Source organism: Promicromonospora sp. NPDC110617, from assembly GCF_055598465.1.
In genome coordinates this window covers 448,117-466,674 of the sequence record NZ_JBVKBM010000003.1, presented here as the reverse complement: position 1 = coordinate 466,674, position 18,558 = coordinate 448,117, and the positions used below count along the sequence as shown (strand labels likewise).

Here is an 18,558-nt window from a genome sequence, read left to right as displayed (position 1 = left end):
ACCACCCGGTGCCGGCCGCACGGTGTCGGCCGCCGCACGGCGGCGCCGTCCGCCGTGCGCTGGCTCAGGCGCGCGACGTGCGCCCCGCGAGCGCCCGGAACGCGACGGTGAAGCTCACCAGCGCGACAGCGGCGATCGACGCGGCCCCCTGCCAGAGCGCGGTGCCGTCCCAGCCGTCCATGATCAGGGACCGCAGGGCCGCGAGCAGGTACGTGACGGGGTTGTAGACGGCGATGGTGGCCAGCCATCCGGTCAGCGCGTCCAGCGGGAGGAAGGACGTGGTGAGGAACGCGAAGGGGAAGAAGAGCAGGAAGCTGGAGCTGACGGCGGCGGGGTTCCCGGTGCGCAGCGCGATGGCGTAGGGGAACCCGGTGAAGGCGAGCCCCCAGAACCCGGCCAGCACCAGGAAGGCGAGGACGCCGGCCACGCCCGTGGCGAACCGCACGCCGAGCGCGAACCCGAGCGCCAGTACCGGGACCGACAGGGCGACGACCAGGACGAGGTCGGCCACCATCAGGCCCAGCAGCAGCGAGGTGCGGTGCATCGGCGTGAGCAGGAGCCGGTCGAAGTAGCCCCCGGTGATGTCCGTGACCAGCGCGCTCGCCCGGGAGATGCCGGTGACCGCGAAGACGATCGCCACCGGGATCTGGAACGCCTTGAAGTCGTCGATGCCGGCCACGGTGGCGACGTCGGACAGCGCGCCGACGTTGACGACGAAGAAGAAGAGCGGGATGACGAGCGCGGGGATGATCGCCTCCGGCTCCCGGGGGATCTGCCGCAGGGCGCGGATCGCGACCGACGAGAGGTCCCGCCAGAAGCCGGCCGGGCGGCCGTGGACGGTTTCCTGCCGGACGTCGGGCGTCGTGCGCTCGGTGCTCATGCCCGCCCCTTTCTCATGGTCGTCCCCTTCTCAAGGCCGCCCCTTCTCGTCGTCGTCCCCGATCCGCTCGCCGGTGACCCGGAAGAACACGTCGTCGAGCGTGGGACGCCGCAGGGCGAGCTCGCGGACCTGGATGCCCGAGCGGTCGAGCGCGAGCGCCACCGGGCTGATGGCCTGGGCGCCGTCCTCGACGGAGATCATCAGCCGGTGGGCGTCGACGTCGATGCTCCGGACACCGCCGACACCGGCCAGCGCGGAGCGTGCCGACCCGGGCCGGTCGACGACGTCCACGACCACGACGTCGGTCCCGATCGTGCGCTTCAGCTCCTCGGGTGTGCCCTCGGCGACGATCAGGCCGCGGTTGATGATGCCCACGCGGCCGGCGAGGGCGTCGGCCTCCTCGAGGTACTGGGTGGTGAGGAAGACGGTCATGCCGAGGTCCCGGTTGAGCCGCCGGATCTCCGCCCAGACGGCCGCGCGGCTGATCGGGTCGAGCCCGGTGGTGGGCTCGTCGAGGAACAGGACCTCCGGGTTGTGCACCAGCGCGAGCGCCACGTCGAGGCGACGTTTCATGCCCCCGGAGTAGGTCGCCACGCGGTCGTCGAGGGCGTCACCGATGTCGATGAGCTCGCGCAGCGCGGCGACCCGCTGCGCGGTCTCCCGCGTGGTCAGCCCGTAGAACCGGCCTTGCAGGCGCAGCAGCTCCAGGCCGGTCTGCTTGTCGTCGAGCGCGGCCTCCTGCAGGGCCACCCCGATGCGCAGCCGGACGGCGGTGGCGTCCTCGACCACGTCGTGCCCGGCGACCTGTGCCGTACCTCGGGTCGGGGCCAGGAGCGTGCAGAGCACCCGGGTGAGGGTCGACTTCCCGGCGCCGTTGGGGCCCAGGAAGCCGTAGACCTCGCCCGCCTCGACGCTGAGGTCGACGCCGGCCACCGCCCGGTTGTCCCCGAAGTGTCGTTCGATGCCGCGGGCCACGACTGCCTGGTCTGGCATGGCCGTTCCTCCCGCCCGCAGGCACCGCCGGTCACGGACCGTCCCCCTGACGAGTTGCGCTCCCACCCACTGTCGCAGGCCCGGCCGGGAGCAGCGCGCCGAGGAACACCCGCACGCCGGATCCCCGAGTCAGCGGGTTGGTCGGACCACCCGGCTGACCCGGCGACACGCGATGGCATGTTGTTGACCCTGACTTGAATTATTCATGCGCCAGACATTGTGTAGGTGGGGTGAAACCTCCTATAAAGGTAGCGATCGAGCCACAACTGGCGTGGCTCGACGGACCCTTAGGGGAGCTGCCTCATGAAGCAACGTCTCTTCCGCGTCCTCGCCGCCCTGGCGGCGACAAGTCTCGTCACGGTCGGGCTGGTGACGACGCCGGCCCTGCCGTCGTACGCCGCCGGCGAGTCCTACGTCGCCCTCGGCGACTCCTACTCCTCGGGCACCGGCACCAGGACGTACATCAACGACGGCACCGAGTGCCTGCGCTCCACCTACGCCTACGCCAGCCTGACCGCGGCGGCCAAGGGCTACAGCCTCAACTTCCGGGCCTGCTCGGGAGCGGTCGTGGCCGACGTGACGAGCACCCAGATCAGCGCGCTGGGCTCGGGCACGCGGTACGTCACGATCTCGGTGGGCGGCAACGACGCCGGATTCGCCGACGTGCTCACCGAGTGCGCCCTGCCGGCGTGGGCCAGCGACTGCGCGGGAACGGTCGCCGCGGCCCGTGCGTTCATCTCCGGCACCCTCCCGGGCCGGCTCAACACGCTCTACGCCGCCATCAGGACGCGGGCGCCGAACGCGAAGGTGGTCGTCGTCGGCTACCCGAAGATCTTCATGGGCGAGGACTGCAACCTGGCGACCTTCTTCAGCCCGGAGGACGAGACGGCGCTCAACAACGCCGTCGTGCACATCAACTCGGTCCTCTCGACGGCTGCCTCCGCCAGGGGGTTCACGTTCGTCAACCCGGTCAGCCGGTTCACCGGCCACGCCGTGTGCGACTCGACGGAGTGGATCAACGGCTTCTCGAACCCCGTCCAGGAGTCGTACCACCCCAACCGCCTCGGTCACGCCAACGGCTACCTGCCGCTGGTCAGCGGCGTGCTGACCGGCGCGAGCGTCGCGGCGACCGCTGCGGTGCTCGCCGAGGCGGAGGCGGGGGCGGCGGAGCAGGCGAAGCTCCAGCAGAAGTACGCCACGGCCGACCGCAAGATCAAGCCGAAGCTCTTCCAGCCCCCGACCAAGGCCAGGCTGGAGAAGCTGGCGAAGGAACGAGGCGTCGACTTCGACACGTGGTGGGCCGGGGTCCAGCGTGCGGACCGGGCCGCCGGGCTGACGCAGGGACAGACCCCGGCGCAATGACGGACCCGGGCGCCGTGAGCGACGGCGTCTGACAGGCTCGCAACCTGCGGGAGGGCGGCCGGCCCCGTGGCCGGCCGCCCTCCTGCGGATCCGTATGCTCAGCCCGTGAACGGCGCGCGCACCCGACCTCGTCCGAGCACGTGGGTCGTTCTCGCGATGGTCGTCCTCGCGGCCGCCTGCGTGCTGAGCGGCCTGCTGCCGGCACCGGACGCCCGTGCCGTCGCCGCACGCACCGCCCCCGTGCTCGGCTTCGTGGTCGCCGTCACGATCGTCGCCGAGCTGGCGCGCGACGCCTCGGTGTTCGAGGTGCTCGCGCAGCTCCTCGGCCGCTGGGGCCGGCGACGGATGGTCGTGCTGTGGGTGTGGGTGGTGCTGCTGGCCGTGGTCAGCACCGTGTTCCTCTCGCTCGACACCACCGCCGTCATCCTGACGCCGCTCGTCGTGCTGCTCGCGCAGAGCATCCGGATCTCTCCGCTGCCGTTCGCGCTGGCGACCATCTGGCTGGCCAACACGGCCTCGCTGCTGCTGCCGGTGTCCAACCTGACCAACCTGCTCGCCGCACCGGCGATGGGCGACCACCCCTCCGCGTTCCTGGCGCTGAGCTGGGCGCCGGCCCTCGTCGGCGTCGTCGTGCCCGTCGCGATCCTGACGGCCCGGTACCGGCGCGTCCTGTTCTCGACCTACCAGGTCCCCCCGCAGCGCGTCCCCACCGACCCCGTGCTCTTCTGGGGCGCGGGCTTCGTGCTCCTGGTGCTGCTGCCGCTGCTCGCGCTCACGCCGCACGTGTGGGTCCCCGCCACGGCCGCCGCAGTCGCGCTCGTCGTCCTGTTCCTCGTCCGACGGCGGAGCGCGCTGCGGCCCGCGCTGGTGCCGTGGCAGGCCCTCGGGATCGCCGCGTCCCTGTTCGTCGTGGTCGAGACGGCGCACGCCCACGGCCTCACCGCCCTGCTGACCGCGGTGACCGGCGCGGGCCACGGCCCGGGCGAGCTGCTGCGCGTCGCGGGGCTCGGCGCGCTGGCCGCCAACGGCATCAACAACCTGCCCGCCTACCTGGTGCTGGAGCCGATCGCCGCGGGCGACCCCGTCGTGCTCATGGCGCTCCTGATCGGCGTGAACCTCGGCCCGCTGGTCACGCCGTGGGCGTCGCTGGCGACCCTGCTGTGGCACCAGCGCGTCGTCGCGCTCGGCGTCCCGGTGCCGTGGCGCCGCTTCGCTGCCTGGGGCCTGGTCGCGGCGGTGCCGACCGTGGGCCTGGCCGCCCTGGCGCTGTCCGTCGTCGGCTGAGGCGGCTGCGGACCGGACCTTGTCGGCTGCGGACCGAGCCTCCTCCCCCACCCGGCCGCCCCTGCTTGGTACGTTGCTCGGCGTGACCTCGGAGAACGCACGCCCGAAGCCGCGGACCGGCCGGTTCCTCTCCGCCGAGTGGCGCCGGCTGCTGATGCTCAGCTACGAGATCGATCCGGACGCGCTGCGCCCGCTCGTGCCGCGCGGTGTCGAGCTCGACACCTGGGACGGCCGGCACCTCGTGAGCATGGTGGGGTTCCAGTTCCTCGACACCCGCCTCCTCGGCGTCCCCGTCCCCTTCCACCGCGACTTCGACGAGATCAACCTGCGCTTCTACGTGCGCCGCCGGGCGGACGACGGCTGGCGGCGCGGCGTCGTCTTCGTCAAGGAGATCGTGCCCCGGTGGGCGCTGGCCACCGTCGCCCGCGTCGTGTACGGCGAGAAGTACGTCGCGCGGCCCATGCGGCACAGGATCGACCTGCACGACGGCGAGGTCACCGCGGGCGGCCTGGTCGAGTACGCGTGGCACGACGCCGGGAACTGGCACCACCTGCGCGCCACGACCGACGGCCCGGCGCGGCCGCTCGTGGCGGGCTCCCAGGAGCAGTTCGTCACCGAGCACTACTGGGGATACGCCGCGCAGCGCGGCGGCGGCTGTGTCGAGTACGGCGTGGAGCACCCGAGCTGGCAGGTCCGGCAGGCCCGCGACGCCGCCCTGGAGTGCGACGTCGAGCAGGTGTACGGCCGGCCGTTCGCCGAGAGCCTGGCCGCCGCGCCGTTCTCGGCGTTCGTCGCGGACGGCTCGCCCGTCGTCGTCCGGCAAGGCGCCCGGCTCTGAGCGACCGGCGCCCCGCGGCTCGACCGTCCGACCGACCTGACCCACCCGAGACCACCGAAGCTGGAGCCGACATGGCAGACCTGACCACGCACGGACCCGCCACGCGGGACATCCTCGCGATCTTCGAGCGCGCCCGGAACCGGCTGTTCGGACGCCTGGAGGGACTCACCGACGCCGAGTACCACTGGGAGCCGGTCAGCGAGTCCCTCAGCATCCGCCGCGGCGACGACGGCGTCTACCGCGTCGCCGACCTGTTTCCGCAGCCAGGCCCGGACGAGCCGGACCCCGTCACGACGATCGCCTGGCGCATCTGGCACATCGGCAGCCTCTGCCTGCGCGGCTACGTGATCCACTTCTTCGACGACGCCCCCGAGCTCCCCGACCGCCACGAGTGGCCGGGCACCGCCATGGAGGGCATCCAGGCGCTCGACGACGACTGGGAGCACTTCATCTCCCGGATCGCCGCCATGGACGACGAGCGCCTGCTGGCGCCGATCGGCCGGGGTCCCGGCGGCTGGGCCGAGGAGACCTACCTGAAGCTCGCGCTGCACGCCCTGGTCGAGGTGTCGCACCACGGCGGAGAGATCGGCCTGCTGCGCGACCTGTACCTGCGCGAAGACGCCTGACCCCGACGAGGGGAACGGTCTCCGGGTCTCGGCCCGGTGCTCAGACCTGGTTGGTGCCGCCGTCGACGTAGAGGTTGCTGCCGACGACGTAGCTGCTCTGCTCCGAGGCGAGGAACGCCACGACCGCGGCGGCCTCCTCGGGCTGCCCCATCCGGCCCTTGGGCACGGTCGTGGCGACCTGCTCCTTGATGGCGCGGGCGGTCTCCTCGTCGCCGAAGGCGGCCGTGCCGCCGGGCGTCTCGATCCAGGCCGGCGAGACGACGTTGACGCGGATGCCGCGCCCCTTGAGCTCGTTGGACCAGGTCCGCGCGAACGACCGGACCGCGGCCTTCGACGCCGAGTACGCGCCGAACGCCTCCATCCCCCGGTCGGCGGCCGTGGACCCGGTCAGGATCACCGAGGCGCCGGCGTTGAGCAGCGGCAGCGCCTTCTGCACGGTGAACAGCGTGCCCCGCACGTTGACGGCGAAGGTCTGGTCGAAGTGCTCCTCGGTGGTCGCCTCCAGCGTCACGAACGAGCCGATCGCCGCGTTCGCCACGAGAACGTCCAGCCCCTGGCCCCGGGCCCGGACCGCGGCGTAGAGCCGGTCCAGGTCCGCCGGCTCCGCGATGTCGCCGACGACGGCGGTGGCCCGGTCCTCCCCGATGGCCCGGACGGCCGCCTTCAGCTCGGCCTCGCGCCGCCCCGTGACGAACACGTACGCGCCCTCCTGCGCCAGCCGCACCGCGGTCGCTCGGCCGATGCCGGTGCTGCCGCCGGTCACGACCGCCGTCCTGCCCTCAAGCTGTCCCATGTGGATCTCCCCGTCGCCTTTCGTAGCGGATCTGCTCAGGCCTCGATCCTGCGGGACCGCGGAGGTATCATCCATAACGCATAGTCCACGATTCGTTACCGATCGTCCAGGGAGTGCGGTGTGCTCGGTTTCAGTGATCCGGTGGCCGACGCGATCGGCCTGCTCCGCCCCCGCACTGTGGTCGGGCCGAGCCTGCACGCCGCGGGCGAGTGGGGGTTGCGGTTCGACCAGTTCCCGCACGTGCGGATCGGGGGCCTCGTGCGCGGCACGTGCTGGCTGGTCCTGGACGGGCACGAGCCCGTGTTGCTGCAGGAGGGTGACACCTTCATGCTGGGCAACCCGCCGCCCTACGTGCTGGCCAGCACGCCCGGCGCGCGGACGCGTCCCGCGGAGCAGGTATGGGCCCGCGCCGAGGACGGTTCCGTCCGGATCGGCCCGGAGCCCGAGGAGGACCTGTACCTCTGCGTCGGGCACATCGCGTTCGACGACGGCAACGCCGCCCTCCTGACCGACCTCCTGCCGCCGCTCGTGATCGTCCGCGCGGCCGACCCCCGCGGTCTGGCGCTCGGACAGCTGATCACGCTCCTGGCCACCGAGGTCGAGGCCACCGCCGCCGGCGGCCCGCTGGTGCAGAGCCACCTCGCGCAGATCCTGCTCGTGCACATGCTGCGGGCGCACGCCGGCCGGACGGACCGGCCCACCGGCTGGCTGGGCGCCCTGAACGAGGACGGCATCGGCGCCGCCCTGCGCGCCGTGCACGCCGATGTGGCGCGCTCCTGGACGCTTCAGGAGCTCGCGGACCTCAGCCACATGTCGCGCTCCGCGTTCGCCCAGGCCTTCAAGAGCCACGTCGGCACCCCGCCCTTGGACTACCTGATCCGCTGGCGCATGAACCTCGCGCGCGACGCCCTCGCCCGCGGCACGCTCTCGATCTCGGAGCTCGCCCGGGCCACGGGCTACCAGTCCGAGAGCGCGTTCAGCACCGCGTTCCGCCGCGTCGTCGGGTCATCCCCCTCGGCGTACCGCGACCGGGCACGCACGGCACCGGAGACGACGCCCAGCGCTACAGCGTAGAGACCTCGTCGACGGCGACGACGACGGCGGAGGCGGAGGCGAGCGTGGCGGCGGCGAGACCGCCCCAGAGCACGGCCGGGCCGTGGGGGGCGAGAGCGGTGATGATCGCCGGGGAGACGGCGAGGCCGAAGCCCGTGGAGAGCTGGAACCGGGCGAGGGCGCGCCCCAGGACGTGGGCCGGGGCGAGGACGGTGACGAGAGCGGTGGCGCTGCCCGCGTAGATGATCTCACCGACGGTGCAGACCACGGACACCGCGACGACGGCGGGGGCGGCCGTCAAGTCGTCGGACAGAGCCGGCCGCGTCAGATAACTCGTGGGCCCGACCCTGTCAGAATCAGGACGGTGCCGGCCAGCGGGCCGAGCGGGCTCGCGTTGTGCCCGGTGCCCTGCGCCGCCCCGCACAGGCGCGTCGCACGAGCCGCGTTCACGGCGGTCACCACGTCCCTCGCGCTCGCCGCCAGGACCACGGCCTCCGGGTGCTGGTCGACGGTCAGCTGCCACGCCTGGCGCGGCGTCCCAGTCGGGATCGCCGGGCAGCACGAGGCCGCCGTCGAGCTGCGCGCGCAGCGTGGGTACGTCGAGTTCGTTCGAGGACATCGAGAAGTGCTCCGTTCGGTGGGGTTCGACGCCCCGATCCTCACGAGTCACGATCGACAGCCGGTCGACAGTCGATCGACGCCGCTTCGACGTCCGGTTGCCGTCGGTCCGCCGCCCGTTCAGCGTTCGTAGGTGCCGACGATCGTCGCCCGGGCGATCGCATGGGTGAACAGCTGGAAGCCGAGATAGGCCGGCGTGGCCGGCTCGAGGAGCTCGACGTGCTCGACGTCGACCGCGTGCACGGCGAAGAAGTAGCGGTCGGGGCCGTTGCCCGGCGGCGGTGCCGAGCCCAGGTAGCGCTCGTAGCCGGCGTCGTTGGCGAGCGTGCGGGCACCGCCGGGCAGGGCCGAGCCGTTCCCGGCGTCCGCCGCCAGCTCGGTCACCGTGACCGGCAGGTCGGTCACCGCCCAGTGCCAGAAGCCGGAGACGGTCGGCACGTCGGGGTCGAAGACCGTGACGGTGAAGCTGCGGGTCTGCGCCGGGAAACCCGACCAGCTCAGCTGCGGCGAGACGTCCTTGCCGTCGCCGCCCAGCACGCCGCCGACCTGGTCCAGCGGGAGCTGCTGCCCGTCCTCGAACGAGGCCGAGGTGAGCGTGAAGCCCGGCAGCGGGGGCAGAAAGTCGTAGGGGTCGTAGGGGATCGCCATGATCAGGCCTTCCACACTGATTTGAGGTTGCAGAACTCGCGGATGCCCGCGAACGTCAGCTCCCGCCCGTACCCGGAGTTCTTCACGCCGCCGAAGGACAGCTCGGGGTACGAGACGGTCATGCCGTTGAGGAAGACGCCGCCGGCCTGCAGCTCCTGGACGAAGAACTCCTGGTCCTCCTCGTCGTCGGACCAGACGGCCGAGCTGAGCCCGAAGGGGGTCTGGTTGGCCACCCGGGCGGCCTCCTCCCGGTCGGCGACCCGGTAGATCGAGGCCACCGGCCCGAACGCCTCCTCCTGCACGATGCGCATGTCGTCGGTGAGCCCGGCCAGCACGGTGGGGCGGTAGAACCACCCCGGCCCGTCCGGGGCGGAGCCGCCGGCCAGCACCTGCGCGCCCTTGTCCCGGGCGTCGTCGACCAGCACCTGGATGTCGCGGCGTCCCCCTTCGGTGGCGAGCGGGCCGACGTCGGTCCCCTCCCGCATCGGGTCGCCGACCACCAGCCTGCCGACCTCGGCGAGGAACCGGTCCAGGAAGTCGTCGTAGACGTCCGTGTGCACGATGAAGCGCTTGGCCGCGACGCACGACTGGCCGTTGTTCTGCATCCGCGCCCGCACGGCGGTGATGGCCGCGCCGTCCAGGTCGGCGCTCGGCATCACGATGAACGGGTCGGAACCGCCGAGCTCCAGCACCGTCTTCTTGACCTGCCGGCCGGCCGTGCCCGCCACGGCACGGCCGGCCGGCTCGGAACCGGTGAGCGTCACCGCGCGGATGCGCGGGTCCTCGATGATCTGCTCGACGTCGGCCGAGGGGATCAGCAAGGTGCGGAACGCGCCGGACGGGAAGCCACCCCGTTCGAACAGGGTGTCCAGGTAGAGGGCGGCCCGGGGCACGTTCGACGCGTGCTTGAGCACCCCCGAGTTGCCGGCCATGAGGGCGGGCGCGGCGAACCGCATCACCTGCCAGAGCGGGAAGTTCCACGGCATCACGGCCAGCACCACGCCGAGGGGCTGCCACACCGTCCGGGCGCTGCGCGCCCCGATGGCCGACGGGTCGTCCACCGGGCTGTCCGCCAGGAACCGCTCCGCGTGGTCGGCGTAGTACCGCATGCAGCGGACGCACTTGCCCACTTCTTCCCGTGCCGCGGCCAGTGTCTTGCCCATCTCGAGGGTCAGCATCGCGGCGGCCACCTCGGCCTCCCCCGCGAGCACGTCCGCCGTGGCTCTCATCCAGGCCGCCCGCCGGGCGAAGCTGGTGTGCCTGAGGGTGGCCGCCGCCGTGTCGGCCTGGGTCAGCCGGCGGTCGACCTCGGCCGCTTCGTGCGGCTCGAACCGCTCGACCGTCTCACCGGTGGTCGGGTTGATCGTTGCGATGGGCACGACGGCCTCCTCAGTCGAAGACGATCACCTGGCGGCCGACGACGTCGCCCCGAGCGACCTTCTCGAGGTTCTCGTTGACGTCCTCGAACTTCACCGGGGTGATGGTGTTGTGGATCTTGCCGGCCGCGGCCAGCGCGAGCACCTCGGAGATGTCCTGGTGGTTGCTCCAGAACGAGCCGTGCCAGGTCTGCTCCGTGCCGACCACGAGGTTGACCGGGAGCGTGGCGTCGCTGGCCATCAGCCCCACCTGCGCCACGTCGGAGCCCGAGTTCAGGATGCGGAAGTCGATGTCGAGCGAGTCCTGGCCGCCGGCGCAGTCGAGGATGGCGTCGACGCGGCGCCGGCCGGTGAACTTCTCGAGCTGGTCCTGCACCTGATCGGGCGTGGCGTCCCGGGTGTTGATCGCGTGGTCGGCCCCGTACTCGAGGGCGAGGTCGAGCTTGTCCTGCGTGCGGGAGAACGCCACGATGTCTGCGCCGCCGCTGAACAGCCGCGCGTACTGCACGGCGTAGCTGCCGAGGCCGCCGATGCCCGCGACGACCACCGTGTGGCCCGCGGTGAACTTGCCCCGCTCGACCAGCTTCTTGATGCCCCGGTACGGCGTGGCGCCCGCGTCGGTCAGCGGCGCGAAGAACTCCGGGCCCTGCCCCTCGCCGGGGTTGACCTTGATGGCGTGCTGGTACGGCACCGCCACGTACTCGGCGTAGCCTCCGGGCGGGCCGAACCCCAGCCAGCGTCCGCTGCCGGTGCAGAGCTGCGTGTTGCCCTTGACGCACTGCTCACAGGTGCCGTCGCCCCAGCCGGGGTCGACCGCGATGAGGTCCCCCTCGTCGAGCACCCCGTCGGGGACGAGCGAACCCTTGCCCACGACGTGGCCGGCGATCTCGTGGCCCGGGATGATCGGCAGCTCGCTCGGCAGGGCTACCTCGAAGTAGCCGTGCATCTGCTGGTAGTCACTGCGGCACATCCCGCAGGCGCCCACCTTGATCAGCAGCTCGTCGGGCCGGGGCGTCGGGATGTCGACCTCTACGAATCGGAGCGGCTCCCCGAACTTCCAGATCTGCGCCGCCTTCATCTTTGCCATGACGTTCTCCCTCGTTGGTGTTGCGCTGTCAGGGAGAAGCTAGGAGCGCTCGGTGGACGGGCAGTGAAGCACCGCGGATCAAGCGTCGCGGCGGCCGCGATCCAGTTTCCGTCAAGTACGAGCGGGGACGAGCGAGATCAGCTGCTGGGCGGCCGGCCCGGAGGACGCCGGGTTCTGGCCGGTGACCAGCATCCCGTCGACGACGACGTGCGGCCCGAAGTCACTGACCCGGGAGAAGACGGCGCCGCCGGCGACCAGCTCGTCCTCGACCAGGAACGGCACGACCTGCGTCAGGCCCATCGCCTCCTCCTCGCTGTCCGTGAACCCGGTGACCTGCCGGCCGGCCACGAGCGGGGAGCCGTCGGCGGCGGTGGTGTGGCGCAGGGCGCCGGGAGCGTGGCAGACCAGCGCGAGCGGGCGGTTCCCCCGCGCCATCCGCTCGATCAGCGCGATGGAGGCCGGGTCCTCGGCCAGGTCCCACAGGGGGCCGTGACCGCCGGGGTAGAACACGGCGTCGAAGTCGTCCGCGGACACGGCATCCAGCCGGACGGTCGAGCCGAGCTGCGCCTCGGCCTGGGCGTCCGCCTCGAACCGTCGGGTCTGGTCGGTCTGGAACGCGGGCTCGTCGCTCTTCGGGTCGAGCGGCGGGCGCCCGCCCTTCGGCGAGGCCAGCGTGACGTCCCAGCCGGCGTCGCGGAACTGGTAGTAGGGCGCGGCGAGCTCCTCGAGCCAGAACCCGGTCTTGCGGCCGGTGTCGCCCAGCTCGTCGTGGGAGGTCAGCACCATCAGGACCTTCGTCGGGGTGTTCATCTCCCGGACGCTACGGCGGCGCGCTGACCAGACCGTTGACCGGCGGTGGACGGCCGGTGGACCGGCGGGACCGGCAGGACCGGGCCGGCCGTCGCCGGACGCCAGGCGGACGCCGTCAGAGCGACGCCGTCAGGAACGCCCGGACCAGCGGGACCACCTCGTCGAGCGCGCTCTCTAGGAGGAAGTGGCCGCCGTCCAGGAGGTGCACCTGCGCTGCGGGTAGGTCGGTGGTGAAGGCGCGTGCACCGTCGGGCCCGAAGACCGGGTCGCCCTGACCCCAGACGGCCAGCAGGGGCACCTGGCTGTCCCGGAACCACCGCTGGACCTCGGGGTACATCACTGGGTTGGTGGCGTAGTCGCGGAACAGGGCGATCTGCACCAGGTCGTTGCCGGGCCGGGACAGCAACGCGTGGTCGAGCGTCCAGGTGACCGGGTCCACCAGGCTCTCGTCGGCCACGCCGGTGAGGTACTGGAAGCGCGTCAGGTCCAGCGTCAGGGCCTGGCGCACGCCAGCCTCGGTCTCGGGTGTCTCCCGCTCCCAGAAGGCCCGCACGGCCGAGAAGAACTCCGGCTGGAGACCCTTCTCGTAGGCGTTGCCGTTCTGGCTGATCACCGCGGTGATCGCCGTCGGGTCGCGCAGGGCGAGCCGCCACCCGACGGGCGCGCCGTAGTCCTGGACGTAGACGGCGTACCGGCGGACAGCGAGCTGATCGAGCAGGCCGGCGGTCAGGTCCGCGAGCGCGTCGAACGAGTAGGCGAACTCGCCCGCGGGCGGAGCGTCCGAGAGCCCGAAACCCAGCAGGTCGGGCGCCACGAGGTGCCACCTGTCGGCCAGCCGCGGGATCAGGTCCCGGAACATGAACGAGCTGCTCGGGAAGCCGTGCAGCAGCACGAGCGTCGGGGCGTCGGGCGGGCCAGCCTCGCGGTAGAACAGCCGCCGGCCCGCGACCACGGCATACCGGTGGTGCGTCGTCATGACCGGATGAACGTCAGCAGGTCGGCGTTGATCGTCTCCGCCTGGGTCGTCGGCATGCCGTGCGGGAACCCCGGATAGGACTTCAGCGTGCCGTTCTGCACCAGCTTCGCGGTCCGGGGTGCCGTGTCGGCGTAGGTGACGATCTGGTCGTCCTCGCCGTGCATGACCAGAACGGGCACCGTGATCCCGGCCAGGTCCTCGGTGTAGTCCTCGCGCGCGAAGGCGAGGACGCAGTCGTGCTGGGCGTTGGCGGCGCCCATCATGGCCTGGCGCCACCAGTTGTCCACGACCGCGTCGATGGTCTGCGTGCCCGGACGGTTGAAACCGTAGAACGGGCCGGCCGGCAGCGCCCGGAAGAACGTCGCCCGGCTGGCCGCGAGCTGGGCCCGCAGATCCTCGTACGCGGACGGCGGCACGCCGTCGGGGTTGCTGTCGGACTGCACGGTCGAGGGGGTGACCGCGCTGATCAGCACGACCTTCGCCACGCGGTCCTCCCCGTGCCGACCGAGGTAGCGCGCCACCTCACCCCCGCCCGCGGAGTGTCCGACGTGGACGGCTTCGCGCAGGTCGAGGTGTTCGACGAGCGCCGCCAGGTCGTCGGCGTAGTGGTCCATGTCGTGCCCGTCCGCCGGCTGGGCGGAGCGACCGTGACCGCGCCGGTCGTGCGCGATCACGCGGAACCCCTGGTCCTTGAAGAACAGCAGCTGGTTGTCCCAGTCGTCGGCGGACAGGGGCCAGCCGTGGCTGAAGACGATCGGCTGCCCGGAGCCCCAGTCCTTGTAGTAGATCTCGGTGCCGTCCGGGGTGCTGAACGTGCTCATGGTCGTGTCTCTCTCTTTTCGGTGCGTGCTGCTCGGGTGGGTGCTGCTCGGGTGCGTGTCGTTCGGGTGCGTGTCGCCTCGACCTGTCCTCACAGTCCCCGGCGGGCGAGCCAGTCGAGGGAGGCGTCGGCGAGCGTGCGCCAGCCGTTGTCGAAGGCGGCGCTGTGGCCGCGCTCGGGGTACTCGACCAGCTCGGTGTCGGCGCTCGAGGCGGAGTAGAGCCGGTAGGCCGCCCGGACCACGACGGCCGGGACGGTGTGGTCCTTGCCCGCGGCCATGAGCAGCAGGGGCCCACGGTCGGCCCGGCGGGTGTCGACCGTGGTGGGTGCGTGAGGGGTGAAGTTCGCCGACGACGCCTCGAACAGCGGGCGGCCCGGCCCGGGGATCGCGAACTGCTGGTGCAGCAGGTCGGACTCGGCGCGGGACAGGGCGTTGCCGAAGGCGTAGGCGAACTGCTTCCCGGTCAGGGCCACCGTCCGGTGCTTGTTCCGTGGGTCGGACAGCACCGGGAAGCTGGAACGCAGCAGGCTGAGCGGCAGGACGCGGATCCCCTTGACCGGGGCCGGCGAGATCGCCACGGCGGCCACGGCCTGGCCTCGTTCGAGGAGCTTCTGGGCGACGAGCCCCCCGAAGGAGTGCCCGACGACGACGGGCGGTGCCCCCAGCATGGCCAGCATCTCGCTGTAGGCGTCGGTGATCCGGTCGACCCCGACGTCGGCCATCCCGGTCGGGTCGGAGCGCGTGGCGGCAGGGGTGTCGGCGTCGCCGGGCCAGCCCGGCGCGAGGGTCTCGTAGCCCTCCTTGGCGAAGTGCTCCTGCCAGGGTTCCCAGGAGGTCGAGTGGATCCACAGGCCATGTACGAACACGACGTGCCGTTTCATCGCTCACCCCGTCGACGCAGAAGGAACGTTCCGACGGGGTCGACGCTAGGGGCGCCCTGTTGACGGCCAGTAGATACCGAGTGGATCCGCGCTGGTCAGCGCGCGGAAGACGCGTCGTCCACCTGGGCCAGGAACTGGTCGGCGCGCCGGACGAACAACCCGGCCTCCTGCCGGGCCGCCACGCCTCGGGCCTTCTGCACCGCGGCCCGGACGACGTCGACGGGCTGCCCCTGTGCCCGCAGCAACCGGGCACGGAGAAGCAGGAGCAGACCCTCGGAGTAGCGCTGCCCGTGGGCGCGCAGGTAGCGGTCCGCCTGGTCCATGGCCGCTGCCGCCCGCTCGACCTCCCCGGCCGCGAGCCACATGTCGCCGAGCAGCGCATGCCACGTGGAGACGCCCGAGCGCACGGGATCGAGCAGGTTCGCACCGATGAGGCGCTCGGCCTCCGCCGCGGCGCCGGCCGGGTCGTCGCCGATGGTCGCCCGGCCCCAGCATCGGGCGAGCCGCTGGTAGGTGCCGAGGAAGGTGTAGGAGAAGTCGGGGTCGACGGCGATGCCTTGCCGGGCGGCGGTCAGCGCCCAGGCGGAGTCCCCTGCGACCACCGCGATCCTCGTGCCGATGGTGGCCCAGACCGTGACGGTGTAGCGGTCGTCCCCGGCGGACTCCAGGCGACCGAGCAATTCGCGCGCCCCGGCCACGTCCCCGTGCACCGCCGTGGTCTCGGCCAGCATTCCCGTCGTCAGGAGCTGGAGGTCGTGCTGGACCGGGTTTCCCTCGCTGTCGCCGGAACCGGTGAGAAGAACCTTCTCGGACCGATGGAGATACGCGAACGCCTCCCCGACACTGCCGACGTGGTACTGGTGGATGCCCCAGGCCTGCAGCCCGTACGCGCGGACGACGGGGTCCGGCGACGACTTGCCCAGCTCGAGCAACTGCTGCGCCAGCAGGCCGCTCCGGTCGAAGTCGATGCCCTGGATGTGGGCCGCCCATCGGGAGTAGAGCAGCCCGGCGGCCTCCGCCTCGAGCCCCAGGCCGCGGGCCAGGTGTTCCGCACGCTCCAGCAGCTCCAGCTCCGCGCCCGCGTACATCGAACGCATGCCGACCACCGCGATGAGCTCGAAGAGCGCGGCCAGCTCCGACTCCGGCAGGCCGGCGGTCCGGGCCACCTGTGCGGCCAGCCGCAGCTGCTGCTCGGCCGCCTCCAGGGCGGACTTCGCCGCCGCCCGGCGTCCCGAGCGCACCAGGGCGGCCGAGGTGCGCGCCGGTTCGGCCAGGGGCCCCGCCGCCCAGAGGTGATGAGCGACCCGCTCGGGCACCGACTCGCCGTCGGGAACCGTCTGTTCCAGGGCGTCTGCCACCCGGAGGTGCAGGCGGGCCGCGTGCCGGGGCGAGGTCGTCTCGGAGACGGACTCCCGGACCAGGTCGTGCACGAAGCGGACCGAGTACGGGTCACCCGGCGCAGGTGCCAGGAGGCCGAGCGCCTCGACGGGCTCCAGGCTGGTGAGGCAGGTGGCGACATCGACGTCGGCGACGCGCGCGAGCAGGCCCAGGTCGACGTCGCGGCCGATCAGCGCCGCGATCTCGAGCAGGCTCCTGGCCTGGTCGTCGAGGTCCGCCATCCGGTCGCGCACCACGTCACGCACGGTCGACGGTACGCCGGCACCCCCGGCGGCAGCGCCGTCGATACCTCCGCGGGCGAGCATCCGGGCGAGCTCACGGACGTAGAACGGGTTGCCTGCGGTCCGGCGGTGGATGGCTCGCGCGGCGCGCTGGTCGGGGTCGTGCCCGATCTCGCGGCGGACGAGCTCGGTGACGTCCGCCCCGCCGAGCGGTCCGAGCTGGAGCCTGCGGTGGCCGGAGGACCGGCTCACTCCCGCGAGCATCCGTGCCAGCTGCGACCCTGGTGTCGGTGCGTGGTCCCGCAGGGCGCCGAGCACGACGGTCCCGGACGGCAGGCGGGCGGCCAGGTGACCGAAGAGGTCCAGAGAGGCCACGTCCGCCCACTGGAGATCGTCGACCATGATCATCACCGGTCGCCGCGCCGCCACGCCGGCGACCAGCGCGACGACGTTCTCGAACAGCCGGAACTGGCCGCTGCCGCCGGGCAGCACCTGGCCGCTCAGTGCGTCCTCCTCCGGTTCCAGGAGCCGGCCGATCCCGGTCCGCAGCCAGGCCGCGCGGTCCGGGGCTGCCTCGACGTCCAGCAGCGCGCTCACGACCTGCACCCACGGCCACATCGACGGAGCGCCCCGACCCTCCACGCACCGTCCCCAGGCGACGAGCATGCCTCGCTCACCCGCCTCCTCCGCCACCTCCTCCAGCAGTCGCGTCTTGCCGACGCCGGGCTCACCCTCGACGACGGCGAGCCCGCTGCCGCCGACCGCGGCCCGCAGGGAGACGTCCCGCAGGACGTCCCGCTCCTCGGTCCGGCCCACCAGGGCCCCGGCCGGCAGGACGGCAGGACCGGCCACGACGGCCGGGGCGGGCGCGGGCGCCGGACCCGGCCCCACGGCCCGGCTCGGGTCCTGGCTCGGGCTCGAGCTCAGGTGGGGGCTCGGGTTCAGGTGGGGGCTCGGGTTCAGGTTCGCGTCCGGCGTCACCTCGGGTCCCGGCGCCACGGTGACCTCCTGACGCAGCACCTGCTCGTAGGCCCGCGCCAGCAGCGCGCCCGGGTCGATGCCGAGCTCCTCGGAGAGCCGGACCCGGACGGTCTGGAACACGGACAGCGCCTCCGCCTGCCGGCCGGCCGCGCCGAGCGCGGTGACGAAGCAGGCCTGGACCGGTTCGTGCAGCGGGCCGATCGAGGCCGCGAGCCGTAGCGGCGCGAGCACCCGGTCCGGCGTGCCGAGCGAGACGGCGACCTCGGCCGCCGCCGTGCAGGCGTCGAAGAACTCGTCGTTCAGCCCGGCGAACACGGGCATGGCCTCCGGGCTGCAGGCCAGCCCGTCGCCCGCGGAGCCGCGCCAGAGGCGCAGCGCCCGCTCGTAGAGGTCGAGGGCCTCTCCGTGTCGGTCCCGGCCCAAGGCGCGCGCCGATCCGACCAGCTCCCGGAACGTCGCGAGGTCGAGGATCCCCGCCCCGGCGGTGCACAGGTAGCCGGCGCCCCGCCGCACCAGGTACGAGCTACGTCCGCGGGCCGGCAGCGCAGGCTCCATCAGGCGTCGCAAGGTGCCGACGTACTTGTGGATCACGTTCACGGCACTGTCCGGCGCGTTGTCCCCCCAGATCAGGTCGACGAGCTCCGTCTTGCTGACGGGCAGACCCTGGTGCGCCAGGAGCAGGGCCAAGAGGTAGGCCTGCTGGCGGGGCCCGGTGTCGAGCTCGACCCCACCGCGCCACAGGCGTAACGGGCCGAGGATCTGGATGCGCAGGGTGGAGCCACCGGCTGAGTGCGCCTCCGCATCTGCGGCGGCAGGCAAGGTGGACACGCGCACGTCCATCACACCCTCGATCGAGCTGACAGAAGTCCCGGCAGGACCGGCATCGTGCGGCTCACCGACGTCACGCACAGC

Annotated in this window: 17 protein-coding genes; 5 read left to right on the top strand and 12 right to left on the bottom strand. The window is 72.4% G+C overall.

The genetic code is table 11. The annotated features are described in order from the left end of the window. Window positions 1-64 precede the first annotated feature (64 nt). Together ACZ7LE_RS19805 and ACZ7LE_RS19800 are read right to left on the bottom strand one after the other, a co-directional pair. A complete protein-coding gene (locus ACZ7LE_RS19805) occupies window positions 65-880 on the bottom strand; it encodes an ABC transporter permease (protein ID WP_470404962.1) in 816 nt (271 codons plus the stop codon). Between the two features lie 30 nt (window positions 881-910). Further along, window positions 911-1,873 carry an ATP-binding cassette domain-containing protein gene (locus ACZ7LE_RS19800; RefSeq protein ID WP_470404961.1) on the bottom strand — a complete coding sequence of 321 codons (963 nt, stop codon included), beginning with the start codon at window positions 1,871-1,873 and terminating at the stop codon, window positions 911-913. 303 nt (window positions 1,874-2,176) lie between these two features. Here ACZ7LE_RS19800 and ACZ7LE_RS19795 point away from each other — a divergent pair, with 303 nt between their 5' ends. The 4 genes from ACZ7LE_RS19795 to ACZ7LE_RS19780 all read left to right on the top strand — a co-directional run bounded on the left by ACZ7LE_RS19795 (window position 2,177) and on the right by ACZ7LE_RS19780 (window position 5,983). Continuing rightward, window positions 2,177-3,235: an SGNH/GDSL hydrolase family protein gene (locus tag ACZ7LE_RS19795; protein WP_470404960.1), complete on the top strand. Its 1,059-nt coding sequence runs from the start codon at window positions 2,177-2,179 to the stop codon at window positions 3,233-3,235. Window positions 3,236-3,340: 105 nt separating this feature from the next. After that, on the top strand, window positions 3,341-4,519 hold the full coding sequence (locus ACZ7LE_RS19790; RefSeq protein WP_470404959.1) for an SLC13 family permease: 1,179 nt from the start codon (window positions 3,341-3,343) through the stop codon (window positions 4,517-4,519). A gap of 82 nt (window positions 4,520-4,601) precedes the next feature. Continuing rightward, complete coding sequence (locus ACZ7LE_RS19785) at window positions 4,602-5,357, top strand: YqjF family protein (RefSeq protein ID WP_470404958.1); 756 nt, start codon at window positions 4,602-4,604, stop codon at window positions 5,355-5,357. Window positions 5,358-5,428: 71 nt separating this feature from the next. Further along, on the top strand, window positions 5,429-5,983 hold the full coding sequence (locus tag ACZ7LE_RS19780) for a DinB family protein (RefSeq protein WP_470404957.1): 555 nt from the start codon (window positions 5,429-5,431) through the stop codon (window positions 5,981-5,983). A gap of 40 nt (window positions 5,984-6,023) precedes the next feature. Here the strand turns inward: ACZ7LE_RS19780 and ACZ7LE_RS19775 are convergent, their stop codons facing one another. Further along, the gene (locus tag ACZ7LE_RS19775) at window positions 6,024-6,776 is read right to left on the bottom strand and encodes an SDR family NAD(P)-dependent oxidoreductase (protein ID WP_470404956.1); all 753 of its coding nucleotides are present in this window, start codon (window positions 6,774-6,776) and stop codon (window positions 6,024-6,026) included. Between the two features lie 141 nt (window positions 6,777-6,917). Between ACZ7LE_RS19775 and ACZ7LE_RS19770 the strand changes: the two genes are divergently transcribed. Further along, entirely contained in the window at window positions 6,918-7,850 is a 933-nt protein-coding gene (locus ACZ7LE_RS19770) for an AraC family transcriptional regulator (RefSeq protein WP_470404955.1), read from the top strand. On the opposite strand, the gene ACZ7LE_RS19765 is transcribed toward ACZ7LE_RS19770, so the two are convergent. The 9 genes from ACZ7LE_RS19765 to ACZ7LE_RS19725 form a co-directional block, all read right to left on the bottom strand. Beyond that, complete coding sequence (locus ACZ7LE_RS19765; RefSeq protein WP_470404954.1) at window positions 7,840-8,130, bottom strand: hypothetical protein; 291 nt, start codon at window positions 8,128-8,130, stop codon at window positions 7,840-7,842. The two genes, ACZ7LE_RS19770 and ACZ7LE_RS19765, sit on opposite strands and share 11 nt — an antisense overlap. A gap of 437 nt (window positions 8,131-8,567) precedes the next feature. Next, on the bottom strand, window positions 8,568-9,095 hold the full coding sequence (locus tag ACZ7LE_RS19760) for a YbhB/YbcL family Raf kinase inhibitor-like protein (protein ID WP_470404953.1): 528 nt from the start codon (window positions 9,093-9,095) through the stop codon (window positions 8,568-8,570). Between the two features lie 2 nt (window positions 9,096-9,097). Then, a complete protein-coding gene (locus tag ACZ7LE_RS19755) occupies window positions 9,098-10,474 on the bottom strand; it encodes an NADP-dependent succinic semialdehyde dehydrogenase (protein ID WP_470404952.1) in 1,377 nt (458 codons plus the stop codon). 10 nt (window positions 10,475-10,484) lie between these two features. Next, window positions 10,485-11,558: an NAD(P)-dependent alcohol dehydrogenase gene (locus ACZ7LE_RS19750; protein ID WP_470404951.1), complete on the bottom strand. Its 1,074-nt coding sequence runs from the start codon at window positions 11,556-11,558 to the stop codon at window positions 10,485-10,487. A gap of 111 nt (window positions 11,559-11,669) precedes the next feature. Then, window positions 11,670-12,368, bottom strand: coding sequence for a type 1 glutamine amidotransferase domain-containing protein (locus ACZ7LE_RS19745; protein ID WP_470404950.1), 699 nt, complete (start codon window positions 12,366-12,368; stop codon window positions 11,670-11,672). Between the two features lie 115 nt (window positions 12,369-12,483). Beyond that, entirely contained in the window at window positions 12,484-13,344 is an 861-nt protein-coding gene (locus tag ACZ7LE_RS19740; RefSeq protein ID WP_470404949.1) for an alpha/beta fold hydrolase, read from the bottom strand. Then, the gene (locus tag ACZ7LE_RS19735) at window positions 13,341-14,165 is read right to left on the bottom strand and encodes an alpha/beta fold hydrolase (protein WP_470404948.1); all 825 of its coding nucleotides are present in this window, start codon (window positions 14,163-14,165) and stop codon (window positions 13,341-13,343) included. The genes ACZ7LE_RS19740 and ACZ7LE_RS19735 overlap by 4 nt, the downstream gene beginning before the upstream one ends. Before the next feature lie 89 nt (window positions 14,166-14,254). Then, window positions 14,255-15,046 carry an alpha/beta hydrolase gene (locus ACZ7LE_RS19730; protein WP_470404947.1) on the bottom strand — a complete coding sequence of 264 codons (792 nt, stop codon included), beginning with the start codon at window positions 15,044-15,046 and terminating at the stop codon, window positions 14,255-14,257. Window positions 15,047-15,141: 95 nt separating this feature from the next. After that, window positions 15,142-18,474 (bottom strand): ATP-binding protein, encoded by a 3,333-nt coding sequence (locus ACZ7LE_RS19725; RefSeq protein WP_470404946.1) that lies wholly within the window; start codon window positions 18,472-18,474, stop codon window positions 15,142-15,144. Window positions 18,475-18,558 lie beyond the last annotated feature (84 nt).